Origin of the sequence: Klebsiella sp. 141251, from assembly GCF_050600725.1 — a bacterium.
In the GTDB taxonomy this organism is placed as follows: domain Bacteria; phylum Pseudomonadota; class Gammaproteobacteria; order Enterobacterales; family Enterobacteriaceae; genus Klebsiella; species Klebsiella aerogenes.
In genome coordinates this window covers 146,657-171,808 of the sequence record NZ_JAQIRG010000005.1, presented here as the reverse complement: position 1 = coordinate 171,808, position 25,152 = coordinate 146,657, and the positions used below count along the sequence as shown (strand labels likewise).

Below are 25,152 nucleotides of genomic sequence, written 5' to 3'. Positions count from 1 at the left end.
CAAATAGCGCACAGAATTTCGGACTGCCGCAGCCGCCAGAATAGTCTGGTTTTATCTGCGACAGTCCCACAACGGTTAAAGTTAAATTCATTTAGGCGTTTCGCCGAAATGCGGAGTGACATGTCGTGAAATACTTTTTGATGGGAATTTCTTTTATGGTCATCGTTTGGGCCGGTACTTTCGCCCTGATGATTTAACCTGCTATGCAGCAAAGAAATGGGAGCCAGGCGGCTCCCATTTTTTATTCGTGGTGTTCAGTCACCGTTTTACTGGCCGCCGGTAGCAGTCCATCGGCGCGGAACATGGATTTGATGCCACGGATAGCCTGACGGATACGATCGCGGTTTTCGATCAACGCGAAACGCACATGAGTATCGCCATAGTCGCCAAAACCGATTCCCGGCGAGACGCACACTTTAGCCTCCTGCAGCAGCTTTTTGGCGAATTCCAGCGATCCCATTGCCGCATATGGCTGCGGAATTTTGGCCCACACGTACATCGACGCTTTCGGGCACTCAACCATCCAGCCTGCCTCATGCAGCCCTTTCACCAGCACATCACGACGACGTTTATATTGTTCCGCAATATCGCGCACGCATTGCTGATCGCCTTCCAGCGCGGCAATCGCCGCCACCTGCAGCGGTGTAAAGGTCCCGTAGTCATGATAACTTTTGATGCGGGCCAACGCGTTAACCAGCGTTTTATTCCCCACCATAAAGCCGATACGCCAGCCGGCCATGTTGTAGCTTTTTGACAGGGTGAAGAATTCGACCGCCACATCGCGCGCGCCGGGCACCTGCATAATCGACGGCGCTTTCCAGCCATCATAGACGATATCAGCGTAGGCCAGATCGTGCACCACCAGCACGTCATAGCGTTTCGCCAGCGCCACCACCTTCTCAAAGAAATCGAGCTCGACGCACTGCGCGGTCGGGTTCGACGGGAAGCCCAGAATCATCATTTTTGGCTTCGGATAACTCTCGCGGATCGCGCGTTCCAGTTCATTGAAGAAATCTACGCCTTCCACCAGCGGGACGGAACGGACCTGCGCCCCGGCGATAACCGCGCCGTAAATATGAATCGGATAGCTGGGGTTTGGCACCAGCACCGTATCGCCATGATCGAGCGTCGCCAGCATCAGATGCGCCAGCCCCTCTTTCGAACCAATCGTCACGATGGCTTCTGATTCCGGGTCGATATCGACGTCATAACGTTCCTGATACCAACGTGAAATCGCGCGGCGCAGACGAGGAATACCGCGGGAAGTAGAGTAACCGTGGGTATCCGGACGCTGGGCGACGGTACACAGTTTTTCAACAATATGCGGCGGCGTGGCGCCATCCGGGTTGCCCATACTGAAATCGATAATATCTTCGCCGCGCCGACGCGCAGCCATTTTCAGTTCGGCAGTGATGTTAAAAACATACGGAGGGAGACGATCGATACGCGTAAAACGGCGTTCAGGACTGAATTCAGCCATAGATTCCTCAGATTAACGTTAGCGCCCGGACCGTCCGAGCGACGCGGCCACCGATGTGGCACGTTTAGAAAATAACCTGAAAAAAAACACGCTGTCGAGAGGGTTGATAAAAAATAATCGCCCACGCGTAAAACGGGTCATCACGCCTCAGTATGCGGCAGAACGTGTTCCCAAAACGAATGTAACGTAAATAAACAATCAACATATTGATATCATTTATAATACTCAAATGTATCATCGTTACTCATAAATGCCCTGATAGCTGGAGTGAGCGACTTATCCCCTTTAATTTTTAAGCCTGTTCCCCATTTATCTCTGCTGCTAGCCTTCTGGCGTGAGGTTTTCTATCATATTGCTTTCCCGCGAATCCTGGGCGCATCCATGCACGATATATTTAATATGCTGCTGGCGGTTTTTGACCGCGCGGCATTAATGCTCATTTGCCTCTTTTTTCTTATCCGCTTACGCCTGTTCCGCGAACTGCTGCATAAATCGGCGCATACGCCTCGCGAGCTGCTGGCGGTCACCGCCATTTTCTCCATGTTTGCGCTGTTCAGCACCTGGTCCGGCGTTCCGGTAGAGGGTTCGCTGGTCAACGTACGGATTATCGCGGTGATGTCCGGCGGGATCCTGTTTGGGCCGTGGGTCGGCGCGATTGTCGGCGTGATTGCCGGGGTACACCGCTATCTCATTGATATTGATGGTGTAACGGCCATCCCCTGCTTTATCACCAGCATTGTCGCCGGGCTACTTTCCGGGCTTATTAATCGCAAAATTCCGAAAGCCCAGCGCTGGAAGGTGGGGATTCTGGCCGGGATGCTGTGCGAAACGCTAACCATGATCCTCGTGGTGCTGTGGGCGCCGACGCTGGCGCTGGGGATCGATATTGTCTCCAAAATCGGTATTCCGATGATCCTTGGCAGCATCTGCATCGGTTTTATTGTGCTGCTGGTCCAGAGCGTGGAAGGCGAGAAAGAGGCCAGCGCGGCGCGCCAGGCAAAACTGGCGTTGGATATCGCCAACAAAACGCTGCCGCTGTTCCGCCACGTTAACAGCGAATCGCTGCGTCAGGTTTGCGATATTATTCGCCGGGACATCAATGCCGATGCGGTCGCGATTACCACCACTGACCGGGTGCTGGCCTACGTTGGCTATGGGGAAAATAACTATAACGATCGCAACAACGATATCAGCCCAACGACTCGTAAAGCTATTGAAAGCGACACCATCATCATTAAAAACAACGATGAAGCCTACAGAACGCCGGAGATCCACTCCATGCTGGTGATTCCGCTACGCGAGAAAGGTGTGGTGACCGGCACGCTGAAAATTTACTACTGCCACGCGCATCGTATTACCTCCTCGCTGCAGGAGATGGCGATCGGCCTGTCGCAAATAATCTCCACCCAGCTTGAGGTCTCCCGGGCCGAACAGCTGCGTGAAATGGCCAATAAAGCGGAACTGCGCGCCCTGCAGAGTAAAATAAATCCCCATTTTCTGTTTAATGCGCTTAACGCCATCTCCTCTTCCATCCGTATGAATCCGGATACCGCCCGGCAGTTGATTTTCAATTTGTCGCGTTATTTACGCTATAACATTGAGTTAAAAGATGACGAGCAGATCGACATCAAGCGCGAGCTATACCAAATTAAGGATTATATTGCGATCGAGCAGGCGCGATTCGGCGACAAGCTGACGGTGATTTATGATATTGATGAGGACGTCAGCTGCGTCATCCCCAGCCTGCTCATTCAGCCTCTGGTAGAAAATGCCATCGTCCACGGTATTCAACCCTGTCGGGGCAAGGGCGTGGTGACTATCGCCATCAACGAATGCGGAAACCGGGTGCGCATCAGCGTACGGGATACCGGGAACGGTATTGACCCGGCGGTGGTGGCCCGCGTCGAAGCCGACGAGATGCCGGGTAATAAAATTGGCCTGCTGAATGTTCATCATCGGGTGAAACTGCTCTACGGCGAAGGGCTGCATATCCGCCGCTTGACGCCGGGGACGGAGATTGCGTTCTACGTCCCCAACCAGCACGCCCCGGCGACTGAACCGGTATCGCTGTTGCCATGAGCGGAGAAAACATGAAAGTCATTATTGTTGAGGATGAGTTCCCGGCGCAGCAGGAACTCACCTGGTTGATTAACACCCACAGCCAGATGGAGATCGTCGGCACCTTCGACGACGGTCTCGACGTGCTGAAATTCCTGCAGCACAATAAAGTCGATGCCATCTTTCTCGACATCAATATCCCCTCGCTGGATGGCGTGCTGCTGGCGCAAAATATTAGCCAGTTCGCGCATAAGCCGTTCATCGTCTTTATCACCGCGTGGAAAGAACATGCGGTGGAAGCCTTTGAACTGGAAGCGTTTGACTACATCCTCAAGCCTTATCAGGAATCACGGATTATTAATATGTTGCAGAAGCTGTCCAGCGCCTGGCAGCAACAGCAGCAAGTGGCGGTAAGCGGCACGCCCGCGCACAACCCAACCCGCGAAAACGACACCATTAATCTGATTAAAGACGAGCGGATCATCGTCACCAGCATTCACGATATTTATTACGCGGAAGCGCATGAGAAAATGACCTTCGTCTATACGCGCCGTGAATCATTCGTCATGCCGATGAACATCACCGAATTCTGCAGCAAGCTGCCGGCTGCGCACTTCTTTCGCTGTCACCGCTCGTACTGCGTCAATCTGAATAAAATCCGCGAAATTGAACCATGGTTCAACAACACCTACGTCCTACGATTGCGCGACCTTGAGTTTCAGGTGCCGGTCAGCCGCAGTAAGGTAAAAGAGTTTCGCCAGTTGATGAATCTGTAATGAGATGGGCGGCGCCAAACGCCGCCCGACTGAGAGTGGCTTAGAGTATATACCCAAGCGTCTGGCGCAGATGCGCGCCGGAGCCGAGCAGGCCAGGGTTATCATGAACGATGAGATAGACCGGAATATCCTGCACGTAGGCTTTAAAGCGCCCTTTATCTTCAAACCCGCCGCGGAAACCCGACGCCTTAAAGAACTCAAGGAAACGCGGGACAATGCCGCCCGCGATGTACACGCCGCCGAATGTGCCAAGGGTTAGCGCCAGGTTACCGCCAAAGCGCCCCATAATGACGCAGAACAGCGACAGCGCGCGGCGACAATCAATGCAGGTATCCGCCAGCGCACGTTCAGTGACGTCCTTCGGCTGTAGGTTTTCCGGCAAACGGCCATCGGATTTAACGATAGCCCGATACAGATTAACTAATCCAGGGCCGGACAAAACGCGTTCGGCGGACACGTGGCCCAACTCGTTGCGTAACTCCTCAAGAATAATGCCCTCTTCTTCGCTATTCGGCGCGAAATCGACGTGGCCGCCCTCGCCCGGCAGGCTCACCCAGCGTTTATCAACATGTACCAGGTGCGCTACGCCAAGACCAGTACCAGCGCCGTAGACGGCGATCGGTTTACCTTCCGCCGGTTGCGCGCCGCCGAACTGGATCAGATGCTCAGTTTTGAGCATTGGGATCGCCATCGACACCGCGGTGAAATCATTAATGATTTCCAGATGCGCAAATCCGAGGTTCTTTTTCATCTCGGCAATAGAAAAAGCCCAGGTATGGTTGGTCATCGCCACCCAGTCGCCGGTGATGGGGCAAGCAATGGCGATGCAGCCATCCTCGACCTTCACGGCTTGTTCGTCGAGATAGACGCGTACAACGGCCTCAAGGCTTGGGTAATCGAGCCCGGAATAAGTTTTAGCGCGGGAAATCTCCCCGCTTGCGATATCACATAACGCCAGACGGGCGTTAGTTCCGCCGACGTCTCCTACTAAAGCAAATTTTGTCATTCCGTTACGGCTCCGCTAAAGTCAAAATAATTCTTTTCGCACACTGTAAATTCATGGCGACATAACAACAACGACCAACGTACAGCCGCCGGTAGTTTAGCGACATTGGTCACATTTAGACTGTAATCTATGTAACATGCCAGTTTATGTCATACACGCAACGTCAGGTTTGGCCTTAAGTTTATCGTTTCAGCACCATTTGCGCCGAAGCTCTTTACAGAGACAGGCAAAGTAGCGCTTCAGGACATTTAAAAGGAACCCTTCATGCTGCACCCGCGCGCCAGAACGATGCTGTTGTTATCGATACCCGCCATTCTTATTGGTATCGCATCCAGCCTGGTATTGATTGTGGCGATGAAGATAGCCGCAGTCCTACAGAGCATCTTGTGGAGCGACCTGCCGGCGCATGTCGGCATTGCCGCCGATAGCCCGCTGTGGATAATTGCCATCCTCACTCTCACCGGGATTGCCGTGGGGCTGGTAGTCCGTTTCAGCCCCGGTCATGGGGGGCCGGATCCGGCAACCGAATCCTTGATCGGCGCGCCCATCGCCACCAACGCGCTACCGGGGTTACTGGCGGCATTGATTCTCGGCCTCGCGGGCGGTGTCAGTCTCGGGCCGGAACATCCGATCATGGTCGTCAATATAGCGCTTGCCGTCGCCCTCGGTTCGCGTCTGTTTCCACGGGTAAGTTCGCTGGACTGGACAATTCTCGCCGCGTCGGGAACCATCGGCGCGCTGTTCGGCACGCCGGTTGCCGCGGCGCTTATTTTTTCGCAAACGCTCAATAACAGCAGCGACGTTCCGTTATGGGACCGGCTGTTCGCCCCGCTGCTGGCGGCGGCGGCAGGCGCATTGACGACCGGTATTTTTTTCCATCCCAATTTCACCCTGCCAATCCCGCACTATCCGCACCTGCGCATCGTCGATATCATCAGCGGCGCGATTGTCACGCTTATCGCCATCGCCGTGGGCATGGTCGCCGTGTGGTGTCTGCCGCGTCTGCACGCGCTCATCCACCGGCTGAAAAATCCGGTGTTAATGCTGGGAATCGGTGGTTTTTTACTGGGGATCCTGGGCGTTATCGGCGGACATATTACGCTATTTAAAGGTCTGGACGAAATGCAGCAACTGGCCTCCAGCCAGACGCTTGGCGCCGGCGATTTTCTGCTCATTGCCGTGGTGAAATTGGCGGCGCTGGTGCTGGCGTCCGCATGCGGTTTCCGCGGCGGGCGTATTTTCCCGGCGGTGTTTGTCGGCGTCTCGTTGGGGCTAATGCTGCATGCTCACGTTGAAGCGGTACCGGCCGCCATTACCATCTCCTGCGCGATCCTCGGCCTGGTGCTGGTCGTTACCCGCGACGGCTGGCTGAGTCTGTTTATGGCGTCAGTAGTGGTGCCTGACACCACCCTGTTGCCGCTGCTTTGTATCGTGATGCTCCCGGCCTGGCTACTGCTGGCCGGGAAGCCGTTGATGATTGCCAAACGCCGCGGCGATTAGCCGCGGTTGTTGCGATTTTCCAGCGCCTGGGTGACCGCGCGTAAGAAATCAGGAATATCCATTTTCGGCAGCATGACTTCGACCATCGTTAACTTATCGGAATTAACGCTATCGGCCATCGCCTCCGCCAATTCGCCGGTTTGCGTTACCCGCCAACAGCGGGAAGGCGTATCCGGCGCAAAAGCATCGGGGAAGCGGCTCCAGTCCCACAATGCGATATCGTTGTAGCGCTGTTCCGGCCCGTGAATCGCGCGCTCGACGGTGTAGCCCTCATTATTCAACAGCAAAATTAACAGCTTTTGCTTATCGCGCAGCATTGAGCTCATCTCCTGGATAGTGAGCTGGGCGGCGCCATCGCCAATGATTAATACCACCCTTCTGTCCGCGGCGGCTGTCTGTGCGCCGTAGGCGGCAGGTAGCGTAAAGCCGATTGAGCCCCATAGCGGCTGCACCAGCAGCGTCGCCTGGGAGGGAAGTTTTAATGAGGCGATGCCGAATGCCGAGGTCCCCTGGTCGGCAAGAATAATGTCGCCCGGCCGCAGCTGTTTCTCGACCGTACTCCAGAAGCTTTTCTGCGTCAGATTCCCCTGCGGCGCGCCGGAAGCGTCGGGCGCGATGATATCTGGCGCGCTCCATTCGGCGGACAGCTTGCCAGAAACGTCAATGAGTGCCGCCAGCGCCTGATCCATCGGGATCCGGCTGAACCAGTGATCGCCAACCCGCGCGGCGAACGGCTGGATTTCGATGGTTTTCTCCGTTGGCAAATGATGGGTAAAGCCGGCGGTAATCGTATCGGTAAAGCGCGTACCCACGCAGATGATGGCATCGGCGCTTTCCATCGCCTCGCGAGTCTGCGGCGCGCTGGCGATCCCGCTATAGGTCCCGGCAAAACCTGAGCCTTGTTCGTCAAATAGCCCTTTCCCCATCAGCATGGTGGCGTGGGTAATAGGCGCGGACTTAACCCACTGCTGTAGTGTGTTTTGCAGACCGTAACGCTGAGCGAGAAAATCCGCCAGCAGCGACACGCGGCGACTGCTGCGCAACAGTTTGGCCGCGTGCTCGCGAAAGCCGGCAAGCTGGTTTTCATCGGCCGCGGGGCCCTTAATGACCAGCGCGCGGGCCGGCGGCACCGCACGGGCCTTCGCCACGTCGGCAGGCAGCATCAGATACCCTGGGCGGTGGTGGGTCAGCATGTCGCTTAATACCCGGTCAATTTCGTGACAGGCGTTGCCCGCCGTTAACGTCGCCTGAGAACAGGTAATATGTTCGCTCATCCGCGAGAAATGGGTGAAATCGCCATCGCCGAGGGTATGGTGCAGCAGTTCGCCGCGCTGCTGCGCGCCGGTAGATGGCGCGCCCACAATGTGCAGCACCGGGATATGTTCCGCATAGCTACCGGCCACTCCATTTAACGCGCTTAACTCACCTACGCCATAGGTGGTTAGCAGCGCGCCGGCGCCTTTTATACGCGCATAGCCGTCTGCGGCGTAGGCCGCGTTCAGTTCGTTAGCACAGCCGACCCATCCCAAATTTTGATGGGCTATCACGTGATCGAGAAACTGTAAGTTGTAATCACCAGGTACGCCGAACAGGCGATCGATACCACAATCTACGAGACGATCCAGCAGATAATCGCCAATGGTGTAAGTCGGTTGCATATCCATAATCCTTGTTGTTGTGCAGGTAATCTGAGTATTAGATATGCGTTTTACCTGTCCAGATTGTGAGCAATAATGAGGGTGGAAAGCAAAATTTACGCGTTATCCCCATATACTCCGCGTGCAACATTGATTAGTGTAAACGTATACACACCCTGTTTTGATGCGGAGGAAGTATGGTTTACCAGGCAAGCGACACGCGTTATCAGACCATGGAATACCGCCGATGCGGGCGCAGCGGCCTGAAGCTACCGGCGATATCTCTCGGTCTGTGGCATAACTTTGGCGATGAGACACAGGTCGAGGTCAGCCGCCAGTTGCTGCGTCACGCCTTCGACCTCGGGATTACCCACTTCGACCTGGCGAACAATTACGGCCCACCGCCGGGATCGGCGGAGAGCAACTTCGGGCGGTTCCTGAAAGAAGATTTTCTGCCCTACCGCGACGAACTCATCATCTCCAGTAAAGCCGGCTATACCATGTGGGACGGTCCTTATGGCGACTGGGGATCGCGCAAGTATCTGGTCGCCAGTCTCGACCAGAGCCTGAAGCGGATGGGTCTTGAGTACGTCGATATCTTCTATCACCACCGCCCGGACCCGGAAACGCCGCTGGAAGAGACTATGCGCGCGTTGGATCATCTGGTTCGCCAGGGAAAAGCTCTCTACGTTGGTTTATCGAACTACCCGCTTGAGCTGGCGCGTCAGGCTATCGCTATCCTCAACGATCTCGGCACGCCTTGCCTGATTCACCAACCCAAATATTCGATGTTTGAACGCTGGGTGGAAGAAGGATTATTAGCGATGCTGCAGGCCGAAGGCGTGGGAAGTATAGCGTTTTCACCGCTGGCTGGCGGGCAGTTGACCAACCGCTATCTAAACGGTATTCCGCCAGACTCGCGCGCAGCCAGCAATAGCCGTTTTTTACAGCCGGAACAGCTCACCGCCGAGCGGCTGGAAAAAGTCCGCCAGCTTGACGCCATTGCCGGGCGCCGCGGACAGAAGCTATCACAGATGGCCCTGGCCTGGGTGCTGCGTGAAGATAAAGTGACGTCAGTGCTGATCGGCGCCAGTAAAACGGCGCAACTGGACGATGCCGTGGGTATGCTAAGCAATCGTCAGTTCAGCGCTGAAGAGTGCGCCGCCATTGATGCGATCCTTGCGGTGTAAACTCATTTTTACTTTGGCAAAAAGTGCTATTTCTTGCGATTTAAGAGTTCCCTGATGCTACGCCTCTTTACCGGCTCGTAATATCTGGTTAACAGGTCATTAAGACCCGATCGTGAGGAGAAGAGTATGTTCAGGTCACTGATTCTGGCTGCGGTACTGCTGGCGTGCGCGCCGGTTATCGCCAATGCTGGTGAAATCACCCTGCTGCCATCGGTAAAATTACAAATTGGCGATCGTGACGGTTACGGTAACTACTGGGACGGTGGCGGCTGGCGCGACCGTGATTACTGGCGTCGTCATTATGAATGGCGCGATCATCGCTGGCATCGCCATGATAACGGCTGGCATCGCGGTTGGGATAAACGCGGCTGGGATCGTGGTCGTGCTTACGAGCGCGGCTATCGCGAAGGCTGGAACGATCGCCGTGGCGGCTGGGGCCGAGGCCCTGGCGGCGGGCGCGGACATGGTCACGGGCACCACTAATTGATAAAGGGAGCGAAAGCTCCCTTTTTTGTTGCCGTATTAATCTAATGCGGAACCAATAATCAGCCAGCCGTTCAGCGCCACCACAATCGCCACAATCAGCCAACCGATGCGTTTTACCCAGCGACTGTTTACCAGATCGCCCATTAACCGCGCATCGCTGGTAAAAATCAGCAGCGGCACCAGCGCCAGCGCAATCCCGAAGCTCAGCAATACCTGGCTCATCACCAGGATACGCGTTGGATCCAGCCCCATCATAATCACGATAAACGACGGCAGCATGGTGATAGTCCGGCGAAACCACAGCGGAATATGGAAGCGGATAAACCCCTGCATCACGACCTGCCCGGCAAGCGTTCCGACTACCGTCGACGAGAGACCGGCGGCAACCAGACTGAGACCAAAAATCGTCGCGGCGGCATGGCTAAGCAGCGGTTCGAGAGTTAAATAAGCCTGGTCGAGATCGGCCACGCCGGTGTGGCCGTTGAAGTGAAACGCAGCGGCGGCGGTCGCCATCATCGCCAGGTTAACGAAGCCGGCAATGGTCATTGCAATCGCCACGTCCCAACGCGTGGCGTTATAGCGTTCTTTGCGCGAGCCGTCGTGCAGGTTTTGCGTCAGCGATGAGTGCAGATAGATAACGTGCGGCATAATCGTCGCCCCGAGAACCCCGGCGGCAAGGAATACCGCTTCGCCATTCGGCAGGCTCGGAATAATCATGCCTTTGGCCAGCGGCGCTAACGCCGGCTGCGAGAAGATAAGCTCGACCACATAAGCCACCGCCACAAACAGCAGCAGCCCGCCGATGACTTTTTCCAGCGGTTTCTGCCCGCGACGCTGCAACATCAGGATCAGGAAGGTGGCGACGCCGGTCAGCACCGCCCCCTGTAATAAGGAAACGCCGAGCAGCAGCTTAAAGCCGATGGCCGCGCCGATGAATTCAGCCAGATCGGTCGCCATGGCGATAATTTCCGCCTGTATCCAGTAAAACCACACCACCGGGCGCGGGTAATGGTCGCGGATCTGTTCCGCGAGGTTTTTACCGGTGGCGATACCGAGCTTGGCCGATAACACCTGAATCAGCATCGCCATCAGGTTCGCCCATACCACTACCCATAACAATTGATAGCCAAAGCTGGCGCCAGCCTGGATATTCGTGGCGAAGTTACCCGGATCGATGTAGCCGATGGCAGCAATGAATGCGGGCCCCATCAGTGCGAGCCTCATCTTGCGCGCTGCGCGACCGCTGCTATTCTCAACGCGACTGTTAGTCATTTTCTGCCCCTGGAAATATAGCCTTTGCTATGTTTAATGCTATCAAAATGCGAATGATTATCAAGTTCATTTAGAAAGGTGATAATGATTGCTTTGATAGGAGGGAACGATAGCAGGCCAAATAACGAAACGGGCGTGAAGCTGTCGACAACGCGCCTTTCATCAGATTAGTACATTAATGCAACTTTTAATACCTTTGCATAACATAACAAAAATGTACGATTGATCACTATTTTTGTTATTGGTCACATATCCTTGCAATAGTGTGGATTCGATCTCGTTTTATTTAGGCTTGTTGCATAGAATGTGCACGGAAATTTAACCTGCCTCATATTTGGAGCAAATATGGACCGCGTCTTGCATTTTGTCCTCGCGATCGTTGTGGTGGCTATACTGGCCTTGCTGGTCAGTCACAACCGTAAGCAGATCCGCATTCGTTATGTTATTCAATTACTTGTTATTGAAGTTTTGCTGGCCTGGTTCTTCCTGAACTCCGATGTCGGTCTGGGTTTCGTGAAAGGCTTTTCTGAGATGTTCGAGAAACTTCTCGGTTTCGCCAACGAAGGCACCAACTTCGTATTCGGTAACATGAACGATAAAGGTCTGGCCTTCTTCTTCCTGAAGGTTTTGTGCCCAATCGTCTTTATTTCCGCGCTGATAGGTATTTTACAGCATATTCGCATTCTGCCGATTGTCATCCGCGCGATCGGTACCGTGCTGTCGAAAGTTAACGGCATGGGTAAACTGGAATCTTTCAACGCCGTCAGCTCGCTGATCCTCGGCCAGTCGGAAAACTTCATCGCCTATAAAGATATTCTCGGCAAAATGTCGCGCAACCGTATGTACACCATGGCGGCAACCGCGATGTCTACCGTTTCGATGTCCATCGTCGGCGCCTATATGACTATGCTGCAGCCGAAGTATGTGGTTGCCGCGCTGGTGCTCAACATGTTCAGCACCTTTATTGTTCTGTCGCTGATTAACCCGTATCGCGTTGAGCAGAGCGAAGAAAACCTGCAGATGTCCAATCTGCACGAAGGTCAGAGCTTCTTCGAAATGCTGGGTGAATACATTCTGGCAGGCTTTAAAGTAGCGATTATCGTTGCGGCGATGCTGATCGGCTTTATCGCGCTGATTTCCGCGCTCAACGCCCTGTTCGCCACCGTCACCGGCTGGTTTGGCTACAGCATCTCCTTCCAGGGGATCCTCGGCTACATCTTCTACCCGGTTGCGTGGGTGATGGGTGTGCCGGCGAGCGAAGCGCTGCAGGTAGGCAGTATCATGGCGACCAAACTGGTGTCTAACGAATTCGTGGCGATGATGGATCTGCAGAAAGTGGCAGCGACGCTCTCCCCGCGTGCGGAAGGTATCATCTCCATCTTCCTGGTCTCCTTCGCCAACTTCTCTTCTATCGGCATCATCGCCGGGGCGATTAAAGGCCTGAATGAAGAGCAAGGTAACGTGGTTTCTCGCTTTGGTCTGAAACTGGTTTACGGTTCCACGCTGGTCAGCGTGTTGTCAGCCTCTATCGCTGCGCTGGTACTGTAATCACAAACAGACGTTAATAAAATAACAAGCCGGGCTGCAGTATCGCCCGGCTTTTTTACGCCTTCAATTCGCTTAACGGCTGCGGTTTGCCAATCAGGTAGCCCTGTAAATAATCGACGCCCAGCGCCAACAGCATCGCCTTTTGCGCCTGAGTCTCTACGTACTCTGCGACGACCGTAAGCTGTTTCGCCCGCGCGATTTCGATAATGGATTTCACGATAATCGCATCAAGCTGGTCGCTCTCGATTTCGTGCACGAAGCAGCCGTCAATTTTTACGATATCCGCCTGCAGGCTTTTCAGACGCTCATAGTTAGCGTAACCGGTACCGAAGTCATCAATGGCGATAGCGCAACCGAACTCACTCAGCAGCTGAATATTATGCATGCTGGTATCCGCATTCGAGAACGCCTGCTCTTCAGTTATCTCAATCGTGATATAAGCAGGCGAAACGCGATAACGCTTAAACAGCGCGATAATCTGCGCGGCGCTATCCTTTTGCATCAGCGTATACGGCAGCAAATTGACGGAGAAGCGTCGGCCGGGATGTTGATCAAGCTGGCTGAACAGCGTTTCCAGCACCAGCATATCGAAGCGCTGGCTGAGGTTAAACTGTGCAATAAGTGGAATAAACCGATCAGGCGTGATAATCGTCTCGCCGCAGCGCATACGGGTGAGGATTTCGTAATAGCCCTCCCCCTCCGCATTCTGAATCGGCTGCGCGTACAGCAGGAGATTACGCTCGTTCAGCGCTTGTTTTATTTTCGTCAGCATCCGCACCTGTTCGGTTGTTTGGTCAGAAACCTCCTCCTGCGCGGTATCTAACGCCAGCACCCGCTGCACGGCGCCAGCCTGCTCCGATAACCAACTAAGCTGGCCGAGCATAGGGTGTAATTCGGTCTCAATGCCGCTGTAACTCCCCCACGCCGCGCCAAACTCTAAATCCAGAACCTGGTTATGCCAGTTAAATTTAGCGTGGTTAAGCATCGCGACGATGTGATTTAGCCGCGCAGCCGGTTCCGGCCCCTCAATCACCAGCAACAACTCGCTACCCGGGAGCTGATAAATTTTATCGCGGTGGTCCAGTAGCGGCTGCAGACGGCGGGCTATTTGCCGCTTGCACTCTACCCGCATCATCATGCCGTAATGGCGGCTAAGGAAGTCCAGGTTTTCGATGCGCAGACTGCTAATAACAACCCGCGGCGACTGGCGCAAATGTCCTTCCAGCGCCCGCAAATTGGGTAACCCGGTTAACGGATCTTCTTCAGCTCGATCGCGCCAGCGTTGTTTAATTCTGTCACTACGCGAATAAATATCTGTCATGTAAAACAAACAAATCGTGAATGAAATTAACACCGACAGGACAAATGACAAGGAGTACCCCGACTGAACACCCTGCAGAAAATTTTTGTTATAGGCGACTAAAAAGAATGCCGAAATAGCCCACGTAATGCGAATTAACTCATGCCCCAGACGCCCAATACCAACGAAGTAGAGAATAAAAATAATTGGCACCAGATATCCGGCAATTAAATCGGAATCAAAAGGCGCACAAAGCACCAGCATGATTGTGATTAATGCCATAAACCAGTACAAGGTAAAGGTTCTTTTTTCTTTCACCAGCCACGGTTGACAATGACGCAGCCAAAACACCCGCCGATAACGTGGGCTAACTATCATTCTCATCGGGTAATAGAAAGCGGTAGTAAAGATTAAGGCGGCGCATATCAACGCCTGGATATCAATAACGGAATAGATGATTGACGCAGTACTGAAGTAGCTGGAGACGGCAAGCGGGAAGGCGAAGAAGCGCCCGGCCAGATACATCGTCAGCTTAAGCAGGATGGGGGCAAAGAAGCCGCCCCAGAAGATACGACGACCGATATGGCGCTTCGCTGGCCTTCCGCTACGCCATTTTTTTCCCGACAACGAGCGCATGATTGCGAAGGTGAAAAAGACGGAAAATAACTGACAGAATAATAGGATAGCGGCCTGCGCATAGGTTAGATCTATTATAAATGTATTAGTAATTGCAAACGCAACAATCAAGGGAGCAACGGCATAACGACCAAAAATACAAATGGTTGCGTACATGACGCTTAATGGCAGCCATGCCAGATAAATTTGTTTTCCGTCGATAAGGGTTTGCGGAGAAATTAATCGAGAAAGCGGAATAAAAATCAAACAAACAATTAACGCCAGCAGAGTTTTTTTAACTTTGATGTTAAATATGTCAGTCATTATTGTTAATCAACACCTCTGCGGCTAAAAATTATAGGCAATCAGAAAATAGTATGTTGGTTAATAATGGCAGGCAAGAAAATAAACCGAGAAAAATTCCTAAATTACGTTGGTTTTTATTTGCTCGATACACGCTGACGTAAGCTGAAAATCATTTACATTGAGGACGCTAAAGCAAAAACCCCCGCCGTAGCGAGGGTTCGAATTTTGGTGGAGCTAAGCGGGATCGAACCGCTGACCTCTTGCATGCCATGCAAGCGCTCTCCCAGCTGAGCTATAGCCCCACAGGACCTCTTTACGAACCAAATCCGCTGGGTGCAGAATTTGGTGGAGCTAAGCGGGATCGAACCGCTGACCTCTTGCATGCCATGCAAGCGCTCTCCCAGCTGAGCTATAGCCCCGTAACGTAAAGCGTGTCGTGTTGACGGGCGGCATAATATGAATTCCTTCGCCAGGTGTCAACGGCAAAATTACCCCTCCTGATTCAATCGCTGAAAAAGCAGGCAAATAGCTGACAATGCGAGCCTTATCGCAGGCAGGCGTTAAACATGTCACTATTTCCTGTAAAAGGATGCTATAACATGAAGCACTAATTCCCACATATTTACTCAGGAAATAGTATGCTCAAGGAACGAATGACTCCGGAAGAAATTGCGCATCTAACTGGCTTCAGCCGACAGACGATAAATAAATGGGTTCGTAAAGAGGGGTGGCAAACTTCTCCGCGGCCTGGCGTACAGGGAGGCAAAGCGCGTCTCGTACACGTTAACGAGCAGGTACGGGAGTTTATCCGCAATGCCCAACGCGTAGCGGAAACGCCCTCTCCCTATTCGGTCGCCGAGACCGATCTCGAACCCTTATTGCTTACGCTCTGCAAAGAGATGACTCATCGCGAACAGAAGCAGCTAATGTCGCTACTGCTGCGCGAAGGCATTACCGGGTTGTTAAACCGTCTTGGAATACGCGGCCAGTAAAATAAGAATGATGAAACTAAAAGAAAAAATGACGCCTGCAGAGCTTGCCGAAGTTCTGGGTCTGGCCAGACAAACGGTCAACCGTTGGGCGCGAGAACAAAAGTGGCGAACCGAAGCGATTCCCGGCGTCAAAGGCGGGCGTGCGCGTTTGATTGTCATCGATAGGACAGTGATTGATTTTCTGACCAATATTCCGGCATTTCGCCATCTGAATGAAGAGTACCAGCTCGCCGAACAGCCCGGCGGCTACTTTATCAATGAAGCGGATGCGGTATGGCGGCAAATCGCCGATACGCTGCAGCTGATGACCGCCGCGGAACAAACTCACCTGCGCGATCTTCTTGCCCGCGATGGCATTAGTGGCTTCCTGGCGCGGTTAGGTATCAACACTGCGACAAAATAGCGGCGAAAAAAAACGGCAGGATTAACCTGCCGCTTGCTTTAGCTTACGCTCGGCCTCAGGACTGCTGGCTTTCGCGTTCGGCGATAAACGCCAGCGCTTTGTTGATACGTTCAACGCTACGGGATTTACCGATAGCATGAACGGTGACGTCCAGCGCCGGAGATTGACCCGCGCCGGTCACGGCCACGCGCAGCGGCATGCCTACTTTCCCCATGCCCACTTCCAGCTCATCGGCGGTCGCCTGAATCGCATGGTGGACATTTTCCGCCGTCCAGTCGCTAATGGCCGCCAGCTTATCGCGAACCACTTCCAGCGGCTGACGTGCCACCGGACGCAGGTGTTTCTTCGCCGCATCGGCGTCGAACTCGGCGAACTCTTCATAGAAGTAGCGGCAGCTCTGGGCAATCTCTTTCAGCGTTTTGCAACGCTCGCCCAGCAGCTTAACCAGCTCGGACAACTGAGGGCCGTTACGGGTATCGATATTTTCCTGCTCAATGTGCCACTGCAGATGCGTCGCCACATATTCCGCCGGCAGCGTGTTGATGTAGTGATGGTTTAACCACAGCAGTTTATCGGTGTTGAACGCACTGGCGGACTTGCTCACCGCGCCCAGCGAGAAGAACTCGATCATCTCTTCGCGAGTGAAGATCTCCTGATCGCCATGGGACCAGCCCAGGCGCACCAGATAGTTCAGCAGCGCTTCCGGCAGGTAGCCGTCGTCGCGGTACTGCATCACGCTCACCGCGCCGTGGCGCTTGGAGAGTTTTTTACCGTCATCGCCGTTGATCATCGATACGTGCGCATACACCGGTACCGGCGCATTCAGCGCTTTAAGAATGTTGATCTGACGCGGGGTATTGTTGATGTGGTCTTCGCCGCGGATCACGTGGGTGATCGCCATATCCCAGTCATCCACCACGACGCAGAAGTTGTAGGTCGGAGAGCCGTCGGTACGGCGAATGATCAGATCGTCCAGCTCCTGATTGCTGAATTCGATCGGCCCGCGGATTTGATCGTCAAAGATAACCGAACCTTCCTGCGGATTAGCAAAACGCACGACGCAAGGCTCATCGGCGGCGTGATGCTGATGATCATGGCGGCAGCGACCGTCGTAGCGCGGCTTTTCACCGTTCGCCATCTGTTCTTCGCGCAGCGCGTCCAGACGTTCTTTCGAGCAGTAGCATTTATAAGCTGTGCCTGCTTCCAGCATTTCATCAATAACCGCGTTATAGCGATCGAAACGTTTAGTCTGGAAATACGGGCCTTCGTCCCATTCCAGATTCAGCCAGTTCATCCCATCCATGATGGCTTCAATTGCTTCCGGGGTGGAGCGTTCGAGATCGGTGTCTTCAATACGCAGCACAAACTCACCGCCGTGGTTACGTGCAAAAAGCCAGGAATAGAGAGCAGTACGCGCACCGCCAACGTGCAGATAGCCTGTTGGGCTTGGCGCGAAGCGAGTTTTGATTTTCATGAAATGGCCTTACGTTTAATAAAGATGCCGATAGCCGGCAGTGTTCTTGGAATTGATAGGGGAATATTCTAACACCACAGGCTGATTCCTCAATGTAGATCCCGCTTCAACATCACGCTTTACCATTTTTGTTTATAAATCATACGCCGAAGCTGATTTTGCGATCGCTTTGTTTAATTTTACGACGAACAAACAAATTATTTAGAAAAGGCGTTGACTCAATTTCAACTCTCCCTATAATGCGACTCCACACAGCGGGGGTGATTAGCTCAGCTGGGAGAGCACCTCCCTTACAAGGAGGGGGTCGGCGGTTCGATCCCGTCATCACCCACCAACTACTTTACGTAGTCTCCGCCGTGTAGAACAGAAAATTGAGAAGTGGGTGATTAGCTCAGCTGGGAGAGCACCTCCCTTACAAGGAGGGGGTCGGCGGTTCGATCCCGTCATCACCCACCACTTTCTCGCCAGCTGGATTTTCTGTCAAAATGTGAAGTACCGAAGTGGGTGATTAGCTCAGCTGGGAGAGCACCTCCCTTACAAGGAGGGGGTCGGCGGTTCGATCCCGTCATCACCCACCACTTCGGGTCGTTAGCTCAGTTGGTAGAGCAGTTGACTTTTAATCAATTGGTCGCAGGTTCGAATCCTGCACGACCCACCAATGTAAAAAGGCGCCCTAAAGGCGCCTTTTTGCTATGCGCAGAACGCCAGATAGCGGAACGGCCTGCAACGACAGCCAACAATGAAGAACAGGCTATCAATACGCTTCTGACGGAGTTTTTTCACTTTCCACTCCAGGTTCGATAATCGCCACGACGGTACAGGGTGGCGGCGGCATGATTCCATTATTAATCGCTATCAGATTGCCATCCTCTCTTTGCGCAAACAGCGGTGTTGCACCGGGGTTGGTGCTGAGATACTCCGGCCAGCCAAAATTGTTATTCAGGCGAGTGACTTTCATGACTGCGCCTTTCGCTATCAAGCTACTAAGCCGTGCCCAGGTCATTTCAGTATCGAAAAGCTGTTCGTGACGCGTTTCTTTCTCACTACGTCCTTTGGTCACAGGCCCCGTACGGATTGAGAAGACCCGATTATTACCAAATATATGCTGAAAATGCAGGGCGGTCAGCGCATTCTGGTGACGATTTGGCGACAAGGCGATCACCTGACGAATCTCACTCAGATTCAGGTAGTTTTCCGCATGTTCAGACCAGACATTGCCATAATATGTTGGTAACCCTTCCATTCTTGCCAGCCGGTAGTATTCCCAGCTGTTATCGCTCAGCTGAACCGGAATATCGAGTTTTCTGAGCGCCTGGGCCAGGGTTCTGGCGACCGTATTCGCCCCGACAATCAGCACTCCTCGAGGCCTACGTTGCTGCACGCCAAGCCAGCGCGCCAATTGACTGCTGGTAAGGCTTTGCAAAACTACCGTACCTATAATGATTGCGAAAACGACGGTTACCAGCTGATCCGCGTTCTCATAGCCTTTTTTTTGCAGCGTCAAAGCAAACAGGGAACTGACGGCGGCAGCAACGATTCCGCGCGGGGCGATCCAACATAACATCAGCCTGTCACGCCAATGCAAGCTGGAACGCCATGTCGAGACAAGAATGCATAGTGGACGGGCCACAAACTGGACGATCAGCATCAATATCAGCAGCGGCCAGCCCATCGCCCAGAGTGCATGGATATCCAGACGGGCCGCCAGGATGATAAATAGCGCTGAAAGTAAGATGGCGGATAGCTCTTCTTTAAATTCAACGATATCCGAGGTCTCAACCTCTCGCATATTAGCCAGCCAGATCCCCAGAACCGTTACCGCAAGCAGACCAGATTCATCCGCCAGCGTATTGGACACGCCAAACGTCAATAGAACGAAGGATAGAACAGCGAAGTTTTGCAGATAACCCGGGATCCAACCACGCCTGAGCGCATTCCCTAAGAACACGCCAAATACCGCCCCGCTCACCAGCCCTATAACGACCGTTTTTGTAAGCATGATCAGCAAATGAAGCCATGTGCCCGTTTGATCCTGCAAAGTAATAAACTCAAATACTAATAGTGTAAAAATCGCTCCCACCGGATCAATGACGATCCCTTCCCAGCGCAGTACCTGATTAATAGAGGCTGTTGGGCGAACCACTCGCATGAGTGGAGAAATCACTGTCGGCCCTGTAACCACCGTGACCGCCCCGATCAGCGCTGAAATCTGCGGCGTGAGGCCTAAAATCCCCCAGCAGGTTAGTGAGATAACGGCGAAGGTAATCAACATTCCAATTGTGACCAAATTGCGCACAATACCACCCAAGCCGCGAATCTCGTCAAAGCGTAGCGTTAGGGCCCCTTCAAACAGAATGATGGCCACCGACAGCGATACCAGTGGGAAAAGTAGAGGACCAAATAATATATCCGGTTGCAATAAATGCACCCCGGGGCCAAGTAGTACGCCGATGAGCAGCAGCGGCAGGATAGAAGGTATACGTAATCGCCACGCCAACCACTGAGCAAGCAGCGAAGCAATGGAAATAATAACGAGCATAAAAGGGACTGATAATTCCATTTTTACCATTCTCAAATAGCGTCTGGAAAATTCAACAGCTCGGCAGCCCGACAATGACACGCTCCGCTCTATTCTCTGTATAGTGTAAACAAGTTGATCGAACGTAGTGTATTTAAACAATGATTCAAATTGGGGCTGTTGATTTCTGAACAGACTAAATTAGGGTTTTCACCAGGCATGAGAAAAGGAAATATCTACGATTGTGCAGTATAAAAAGTAGCGTTCCCCACCAGCGTTAAGAATGACGCTTAGCGCTGATACAGCGGGTCCTCGACCCTGGCTGATGTAAGGTTTGCGCCCTCTTCGCGTACGATCTCCCATAGCGCCTGCGCCGCGGTCGACAGAGAGCGATTTTTTCGCTGCGCCAGCATCAATTGGCGCTCCACAACCGGGGTTAATCTTTTTACCTGCAAACGGCTGCCCTGCGGCAAGGGTAAAGCCAGCGCCGGCAGCACGCTAATACCAATCCCCGATTCCACCATCGGGAACAGCGTCGCCGGATGACCAATCTCCTGCACGATATCGGCTTTGATGGCGAAACGCGCCAGCGCGGCATCAATCAGCGGCCGACTGCCGGAAGCATAGTCCTGTAATACCAGCCTCTCCCCCTGCAGCTCCTGCCAGTTGACCGATGACTGCCGGGAAAAGCGGTGATCCTCACGGCATAACAACAGAAAAGGTTCCGCCAACACGGACTCGCACTGCAGATCTGCCGCCGTCCCCGGATCGATAACGATACCAAAATCAACCTCGCCCTGACGGATACTTTCCAGCACCCACTGCTGCGGCCTGTCATGCAGTACGAAATCAATATCCGGATAGCGGCGATTGCTATGTGCGATGCATTGCGGGATCAGATGCGCCGAGATGGTCTGGCTGGCGGCGACGCGCACGGTCCCCGTCAACTGCTGCCCTACCCGCCCCGCTTCACGTAGGGTCACATGGAGTTCATCAAGCAAACGCTCAAGCCTGCCCGCCAGCTGATGGCCTGCCTCGGTGAGCACCACTTCACGCGTCGTTCTGTCGAGCAAACGTACGCCGGTCTGGTGCTCCAGCTCCTTAACACTATGGCTTACTGCCGACTGGCTGAGACCAATAATCTCCCCGGCACGGCTAAAACTGCGCGCCCTGGCAACGGTGATAAAGACCCTTAACTGACGTAGCGAGTAATTCATCTTTTTTATTCATGAATAGATGCAATAAATCAATTTTATTTCTCAAAACAAAGAAAGCACAATAGCGGCATCGAATTTCAGGAGCGTTTATGAAACTTTTCCGCATTCTTGATCCATTTACACTGACATTGATTACCGTGGTTCTGCTGGCCTCGTTCTTTCCGGCGCGCGGCGAATTCGTCCCTTTCGTCGAGCACCTCACCACCGCCGCCATCGCGCTATTATTCTTTATGCACGGCGCCAAGCTGTCGCGTGAAGCAATTATCGCCGGCGGCAGCCACTGGCGTTTACACCTGTGGGTGATGTGCAGCACCTTTATTGTTTTTCCGGTTCTGGGGGTTCTGTTTGCGTGGTGGGCGCCGATTAAGGTCGACCCGATGCTTTATAGCGGTTTTATTTACCTTTGTATCTTACCGGCGACCGTACAGTCAGCAATTGCCTTTACTTCGCTCGCCGGCGGTAACGTCGCCGCGGCGGTCTGTTCCGCTTCAGCGTCAAGTCTGCTCGGTATTTTTGTCTCGCCATTGCTGGTAGGACTGCTGATGCATTTGCATGGCGCTGGCGGCGATCTGGAACAGGTCGGTAAGATTATGCTGCAGCTGCTGCTGCCGTTTGTACTCGGCCACCTGTCGCGCCCGTGGATCGGTAGTTGGGTGGCGAAACATAAAAAATGGATTGGCAAAACCGACCAGACCTCAATCCTGCTGGTGGTCTACTCCGCCTTTAGCGAAGCCGTCGTCAATGGAATCTGGCATAAAGTGGGCGTGGGATCGCTGCTGTTTATCGTCGTTGTCAGCCTGGTACTCTTGGCTATTGTCATCGCGATCAATATCTTTGTCGCCCGCCGCTGCGGCTTTAGCAAGCCGGATGAAATTACCATCGTCTTCTGCGGCTCGAAAAAGAGCCTGGCGAACGGGATACCGATGGCGAATATCCTGTTCCCGGCGTCGATTCTGGGAATAATGGTGCTGCCGCTAATGATCTTCCATCAGATCCAACTGATGGTCTGCGCCGTACTGGCTCGTCGCTATAAAGCGCAGACAGACGCCCAACTGGCGCAGGAGAAATCCCGCGCCACGGCAGGTTAACGCGGTTGTTTCAGGGGCTGAACCAGTTGCGTCAGCCCCTCGGTCTTGATCAATAAGGTCAACGCCATCAGCTCGCCGAGATGCCCGGCAGGGAATTGATCCTTACGGGCAAACCACAGCAAATATTCTTCCGGGACGTCGATCAAGCGGCGCCCCTTATATTTGCCAAACGGCATCTCGGTATTAGCAATCTCGATGAGCTGCGCTTTATCCACGTTATTCTCCCAGCAGGCGCATCATTTCGGCTTCATCGATAACCTCAATGCCTAACTCCTGCGCCTTCGCAAGCTTAGAACCCGCCGCTTCGCCGGCAATCACCAGATCGGTTTTCTTCGACACGCTGCCGGCGACTTTCGCCCCCAGCGCGACCAGCCGCGCTTTGGCATCATCGCGCGACAGCTGGCTCAGGCTACCGGTTAATACCACGGTTTTACCAGCAAACGGACTGTCAATTTCTTCCGCCTTCACCACCACCGGCGCCGGCCAGCGAACGCCTTCAGCGCGCAGTTGCGCGATGACCTCGCGGTTGCTCTCTTCGGCGAAGAAGTTAAAAGTATGTGTGGCGACGACAATCCCGACGTCAGGCACCTTCTGCAGCTCCTCAATCGAAGCCTGTTCCAGCGCTTCAATAGTGCCAAAATGCGCTGCCAGTCCCGCTGCTGTCGCCTCACCGACTTCGCGAATACCTAACGCATACAGGAAGCGGGCGAAGGTCGTCTCTTTTGCTTTTTCCAGCGCGTTGACCACGTTTTGCGCCGACTTCGGCCCCATGCGATCCAGCCCGGTTAGCTTACCGGCACTAAGGCGGAACAGATCGGCTGGCGTATGCACGTACTCTTTCTCAACCAGCTGATCGATGATTTTATCGCCCATACCGTCGACATCCAGCGCCCGTCGGGAGACAAAGTGCTTCAGCGCTTCTTTACGCTGCGCGCCGCAGATAAGCCCGCCGGTACAGCGCGCCACCGCTTCCCCTTCTACGCGTTCAACATCGGAATGACAGACCGGGCAATGGGTTGGGAAGATGATTTCACGCGTATGTTCCGGGCGTTCGGAAAGCACTACGTTGACGACCTGCGGGATCACGTCCCCGGCACGGCGAATCACCACTTTATCGCCAATGCGCAAGCCTAAACGTTCGATTTCGTCGGCGTTATGCAGCGTGGCGTTACTGACCAGCACCCCGGCCACGTGCACCGGTTCCAGGCGCGCAACCGGCGTAATCGCTCCGGTACGGCCAACCTGGAATTCCACATCGTTGACGAAAGTCATCTGTTCCTGGGCCGGGAATTTAAAGGCCACCGCCCAGCGCGGGGCGCGGGCAACGAAACCGAGCTGCTCCTGCAACGCCAGCGAATCAACTTTTATCACCACGCCGTCAATATCAAAACCAAGATGCGGACGGTCTTCCTCAACCTGGCGATAGTAAGTAAGCACTTCCTCTGGAGAATGACACAGCTTCACGCGGTCGCTCACCGGCAATCCCCACTGCTTAAACTGCTGCAAACGCGCAGAGTGGCTGGCCGGCAGTTCGCCGCCTTCCAGCACGCCAACGCCGTAGCAGAAGAAAGTAAGCGGTCGCTTCGCGGTAATACGCGGATCCAACTGGCGCAACGAGCCCGCGGCGGCATTGCGCGGGTTAGCAAACACTTTGCCGCCGGTGCGGCGCGCTTCTTCATTAATTTTTTCAAATCCGGCCTGCGGCAGGAACACTTCCCCGCGTACTTCCAGACGCGCCGGAATATTGTCGCCGCGTAGCTTCAGCGGAATAGCGCGAATGGTCCGCACGTTGGAGGTGATATCCTCGCCGGTGGTGCCATCGCCACGGGTCGCCGCCTGCATCAGCACGCCGTTTTCATACAGGATGCTGACCGCGAGGCCATCGAGCTTGAGCTCACAGCACCAGGTCAGGTCCGCGGTATCGCTTAAACGGTCCTGCACGCGTTTGTTAAAGGCGAGGAAACTCTCTTCATCAAAGACGTTATCCAGCGACAGCATTGGCACTTCATGGCGAATCTGGCTGAAAGAGGCCAATGGCGCCGCGCCCACGCGCTGGGTCGGCGAGTCGGGGGTTATCAGTTCAGGATGTTGAGCTTCGAGTTCGCGCAGTTCACGCATCAGCCGGTCATATTCCGCATCGGGAATCTCCGGAGTGTCCATAACATGATACAGATATTCATGATGGCGAAGGGTAGTTCGCAGTTCAGTCAGTTTTTGTTCGATTGGTTCCATATCGCACCATCAATGATAAAAAACCCCCGACGGGCGGGGGTTCAGATTAAGCAG

Annotated in this window: 20 protein-coding genes and 6 tRNA genes; 14 read left to right on the top strand and 12 right to left on the bottom strand. The window is 53.8% G+C overall.

Features of this window, described 5'->3' with window-relative positions; genetic code table 11:
• Window positions 1-125: 125 nt before the first annotated feature.
• Window positions 126-197 (top strand): membrane protein YpdK, encoded by a 72-nt coding sequence (gene ypdK, locus PGR09_RS13350; RefSeq protein ID WP_077777854.1) that lies wholly within the window; start codon window positions 126-128, stop codon window positions 195-197.
• A gap of 44 nt (window positions 198-241) precedes the next feature.
• Here ypdK and alaC read toward each other — a convergent pair whose 3' ends face one another.
• Entirely contained in the window at window positions 242-1,480 is a 1,239-nt protein-coding gene (alaC, locus tag PGR09_RS13345; RefSeq protein ID WP_013878147.1) for an alanine transaminase, read from the bottom strand.
• A gap of 381 nt (window positions 1,481-1,861) precedes the next feature.
• Here alaC and PGR09_RS13340 point away from each other — a divergent pair, with 381 nt between their 5' ends.
• Both PGR09_RS13340 and PGR09_RS13335 read left to right on the top strand, forming a co-directional pair.
• Window positions 1,862-3,559: a sensor histidine kinase gene (locus PGR09_RS13340; RefSeq protein WP_047045749.1), complete on the top strand. Its 1,698-nt coding sequence runs from the start codon at window positions 1,862-1,864 to the stop codon at window positions 3,557-3,559.
• A gap of 11 nt (window positions 3,560-3,570) precedes the next feature.
• The gene (locus PGR09_RS13335; RefSeq protein ID WP_047066271.1) at window positions 3,571-4,314 is read left to right on the top strand and encodes a LytR/AlgR family response regulator transcription factor; all 744 of its coding nucleotides are present in this window, start codon (window positions 3,571-3,573) and stop codon (window positions 4,312-4,314) included.
• 40 nt (window positions 4,315-4,354) lie between these two features.
• Here PGR09_RS13335 and glk read toward each other — a convergent pair whose 3' ends face one another.
• Window positions 4,355-5,320: a glucokinase gene (gene glk, locus PGR09_RS13330; RefSeq protein WP_045391567.1), complete on the bottom strand. Its 966-nt coding sequence runs from the start codon at window positions 5,318-5,320 to the stop codon at window positions 4,355-4,357.
• A gap of 264 nt (window positions 5,321-5,584) precedes the next feature.
• Between glk and PGR09_RS13325 the strand changes: the two genes are divergently transcribed.
• Complete coding sequence (locus PGR09_RS13325; RefSeq protein WP_430916227.1) at window positions 5,585-6,820, top strand: ion channel protein; 1,236 nt, start codon at window positions 5,585-5,587, stop codon at window positions 6,818-6,820.
• On the opposite strand, the gene PGR09_RS13320 is transcribed toward PGR09_RS13325, so the two are convergent.
• A complete protein-coding gene (locus PGR09_RS13320) occupies window positions 6,817-8,478 on the bottom strand; it encodes an alpha-keto acid decarboxylase family protein (protein WP_430916226.1) in 1,662 nt (553 codons plus the stop codon). The two genes, PGR09_RS13325 and PGR09_RS13320, sit on opposite strands and share 4 nt — an antisense overlap.
• 176 nt (window positions 8,479-8,654) lie before the next feature.
• On the opposite strand from PGR09_RS13320, the gene mgrA reads away from it, so the two are divergent.
• Together mgrA and PGR09_RS13310 are read left to right on the top strand one after the other, a co-directional pair.
• On the top strand, window positions 8,655-9,647 hold the full coding sequence (gene mgrA, locus PGR09_RS13315; RefSeq protein ID WP_088389879.1) for an L-glyceraldehyde 3-phosphate reductase: 993 nt from the start codon (window positions 8,655-8,657) through the stop codon (window positions 9,645-9,647).
• Between the two features lie 126 nt (window positions 9,648-9,773).
• Window positions 9,774-10,130: a DUF2502 domain-containing protein gene (locus PGR09_RS13310; RefSeq protein ID WP_013878154.1), complete on the top strand. Its 357-nt coding sequence runs from the start codon at window positions 9,774-9,776 to the stop codon at window positions 10,128-10,130.
• A gap of 39 nt (window positions 10,131-10,169) precedes the next feature.
• Here PGR09_RS13310 and PGR09_RS13305 read toward each other — a convergent pair whose 3' ends face one another.
• Window positions 10,170-11,405, bottom strand: a complete 1,236-nt coding sequence (locus PGR09_RS13305; protein WP_045391579.1) for an Nramp family divalent metal transporter — start codon at window positions 11,403-11,405, stop codon at window positions 10,170-10,172.
• Between the two features lie 345 nt (window positions 11,406-11,750).
• Between PGR09_RS13305 and nupC the strand changes: the two genes are divergently transcribed.
• Complete coding sequence (nupC, locus tag PGR09_RS13300) at window positions 11,751-12,953, top strand: nucleoside permease NupC (RefSeq protein ID WP_013878156.1); 1,203 nt, start codon at window positions 11,751-11,753, stop codon at window positions 12,951-12,953.
• Between the two features lie 55 nt (window positions 12,954-13,008).
• On the opposite strand, the gene PGR09_RS13295 is transcribed toward nupC, so the two are convergent.
• The 3 genes from PGR09_RS13295 to PGR09_RS13285 form a co-directional block, all read right to left on the bottom strand.
• Window positions 13,009-15,192, bottom strand: coding sequence for an EAL domain-containing protein (locus PGR09_RS13295; RefSeq protein ID WP_047045744.1), 2,184 nt, complete (start codon window positions 15,190-15,192; stop codon window positions 13,009-13,011).
• 208 nt (window positions 15,193-15,400) lie between these two features.
• A tRNA-Ala gene (locus tag PGR09_RS13290) sits at window positions 15,401-15,476 on the bottom strand.
• A gap of 41 nt (window positions 15,477-15,517) precedes the next feature.
• A tRNA-Ala gene (locus PGR09_RS13285) sits at window positions 15,518-15,593 on the bottom strand.
• A 219-nt stretch (window positions 15,594-15,812) separates the two neighbouring features.
• Between PGR09_RS13285 and PGR09_RS13280 the strand changes: the two genes are divergently transcribed.
• Window positions 15,813-16,166 (top strand): YfeC-like transcriptional regulator, encoded by a 354-nt coding sequence (locus tag PGR09_RS13280; protein ID WP_013878158.1) that lies wholly within the window; start codon window positions 15,813-15,815, stop codon window positions 16,164-16,166.
• Window positions 16,167-16,173: 7 nt separating this feature from the next.
• Complete coding sequence (locus tag PGR09_RS13275) at window positions 16,174-16,569, top strand: YfeC-like transcriptional regulator (protein ID WP_047045741.1); 396 nt, start codon at window positions 16,174-16,176, stop codon at window positions 16,567-16,569.
• 55 nt (window positions 16,570-16,624) lie between these two features.
• Here PGR09_RS13275 and gltX read toward each other — a convergent pair whose 3' ends face one another.
• The gene (gene gltX / locus PGR09_RS13270; protein WP_020078209.1) at window positions 16,625-18,043 is read right to left on the bottom strand and encodes a glutamate--tRNA ligase; all 1,419 of its coding nucleotides are present in this window, start codon (window positions 18,041-18,043) and stop codon (window positions 16,625-16,627) included.
• Window positions 18,044-18,301: 258 nt separating this feature from the next.
• On the opposite strand from gltX, the gene PGR09_RS13265 reads away from it, so the two are divergent.
• From PGR09_RS13265 to PGR09_RS13250, 4 genes are all read left to right on the top strand, one after another.
• Window positions 18,302-18,377 (top strand) — tRNA-Val (locus PGR09_RS13265).
• Between the two features lie 46 nt (window positions 18,378-18,423).
• Window positions 18,424-18,499, top strand: a tRNA-Val gene (locus tag PGR09_RS13260).
• 46 nt (window positions 18,500-18,545) lie between these two features.
• Window positions 18,546-18,621 (top strand) — tRNA-Val (locus PGR09_RS13255).
• A gap of 4 nt (window positions 18,622-18,625) precedes the next feature.
• Window positions 18,626-18,701 (top strand) — tRNA-Lys (locus PGR09_RS13250).
• 96 nt (window positions 18,702-18,797) lie between these two features.
• Here the strand turns inward: PGR09_RS13250 and PGR09_RS13245 are convergent.
• Both PGR09_RS13245 and PGR09_RS13240 read right to left on the bottom strand, forming a co-directional pair.
• On the bottom strand, window positions 18,798-20,603 hold the full coding sequence (locus PGR09_RS13245; RefSeq protein ID WP_430916225.1) for a cation:proton antiporter: 1,806 nt from the start codon (window positions 20,601-20,603) through the stop codon (window positions 18,798-18,800).
• Between the two features lie 248 nt (window positions 20,604-20,851).
• Entirely contained in the window at window positions 20,852-21,778 is a 927-nt protein-coding gene (locus PGR09_RS13240) for a LysR family transcriptional regulator (protein ID WP_045392579.1), read from the bottom strand.
• A gap of 89 nt (window positions 21,779-21,867) precedes the next feature.
• Between PGR09_RS13240 and PGR09_RS13235 the strand changes: the two genes are divergently transcribed.
• On the top strand, window positions 21,868-22,866 hold the full coding sequence (locus PGR09_RS13235) for a bile acid:sodium symporter family protein (protein WP_045392582.1): 999 nt from the start codon (window positions 21,868-21,870) through the stop codon (window positions 22,864-22,866).
• On the opposite strand, the gene PGR09_RS13230 is transcribed toward PGR09_RS13235, so the two are convergent.
• On the bottom strand, window positions 22,863-23,081 hold the full coding sequence (locus PGR09_RS13230) for a DUF3820 family protein (protein ID WP_013878164.1): 219 nt from the start codon (window positions 23,079-23,081) through the stop codon (window positions 22,863-22,865). The genes PGR09_RS13235 and PGR09_RS13230 overlap by 4 nt on opposite strands.
• A gap of 1 nt (window position 23,082) precedes the next feature.
• On the bottom strand, window positions 23,083-25,098 hold the full coding sequence (ligA, locus tag PGR09_RS13225) for an NAD-dependent DNA ligase LigA (RefSeq protein ID WP_045392584.1): 2,016 nt from the start codon (window positions 25,096-25,098) through the stop codon (window positions 23,083-23,085).
• Window positions 25,099-25,152 lie beyond the last annotated feature (54 nt).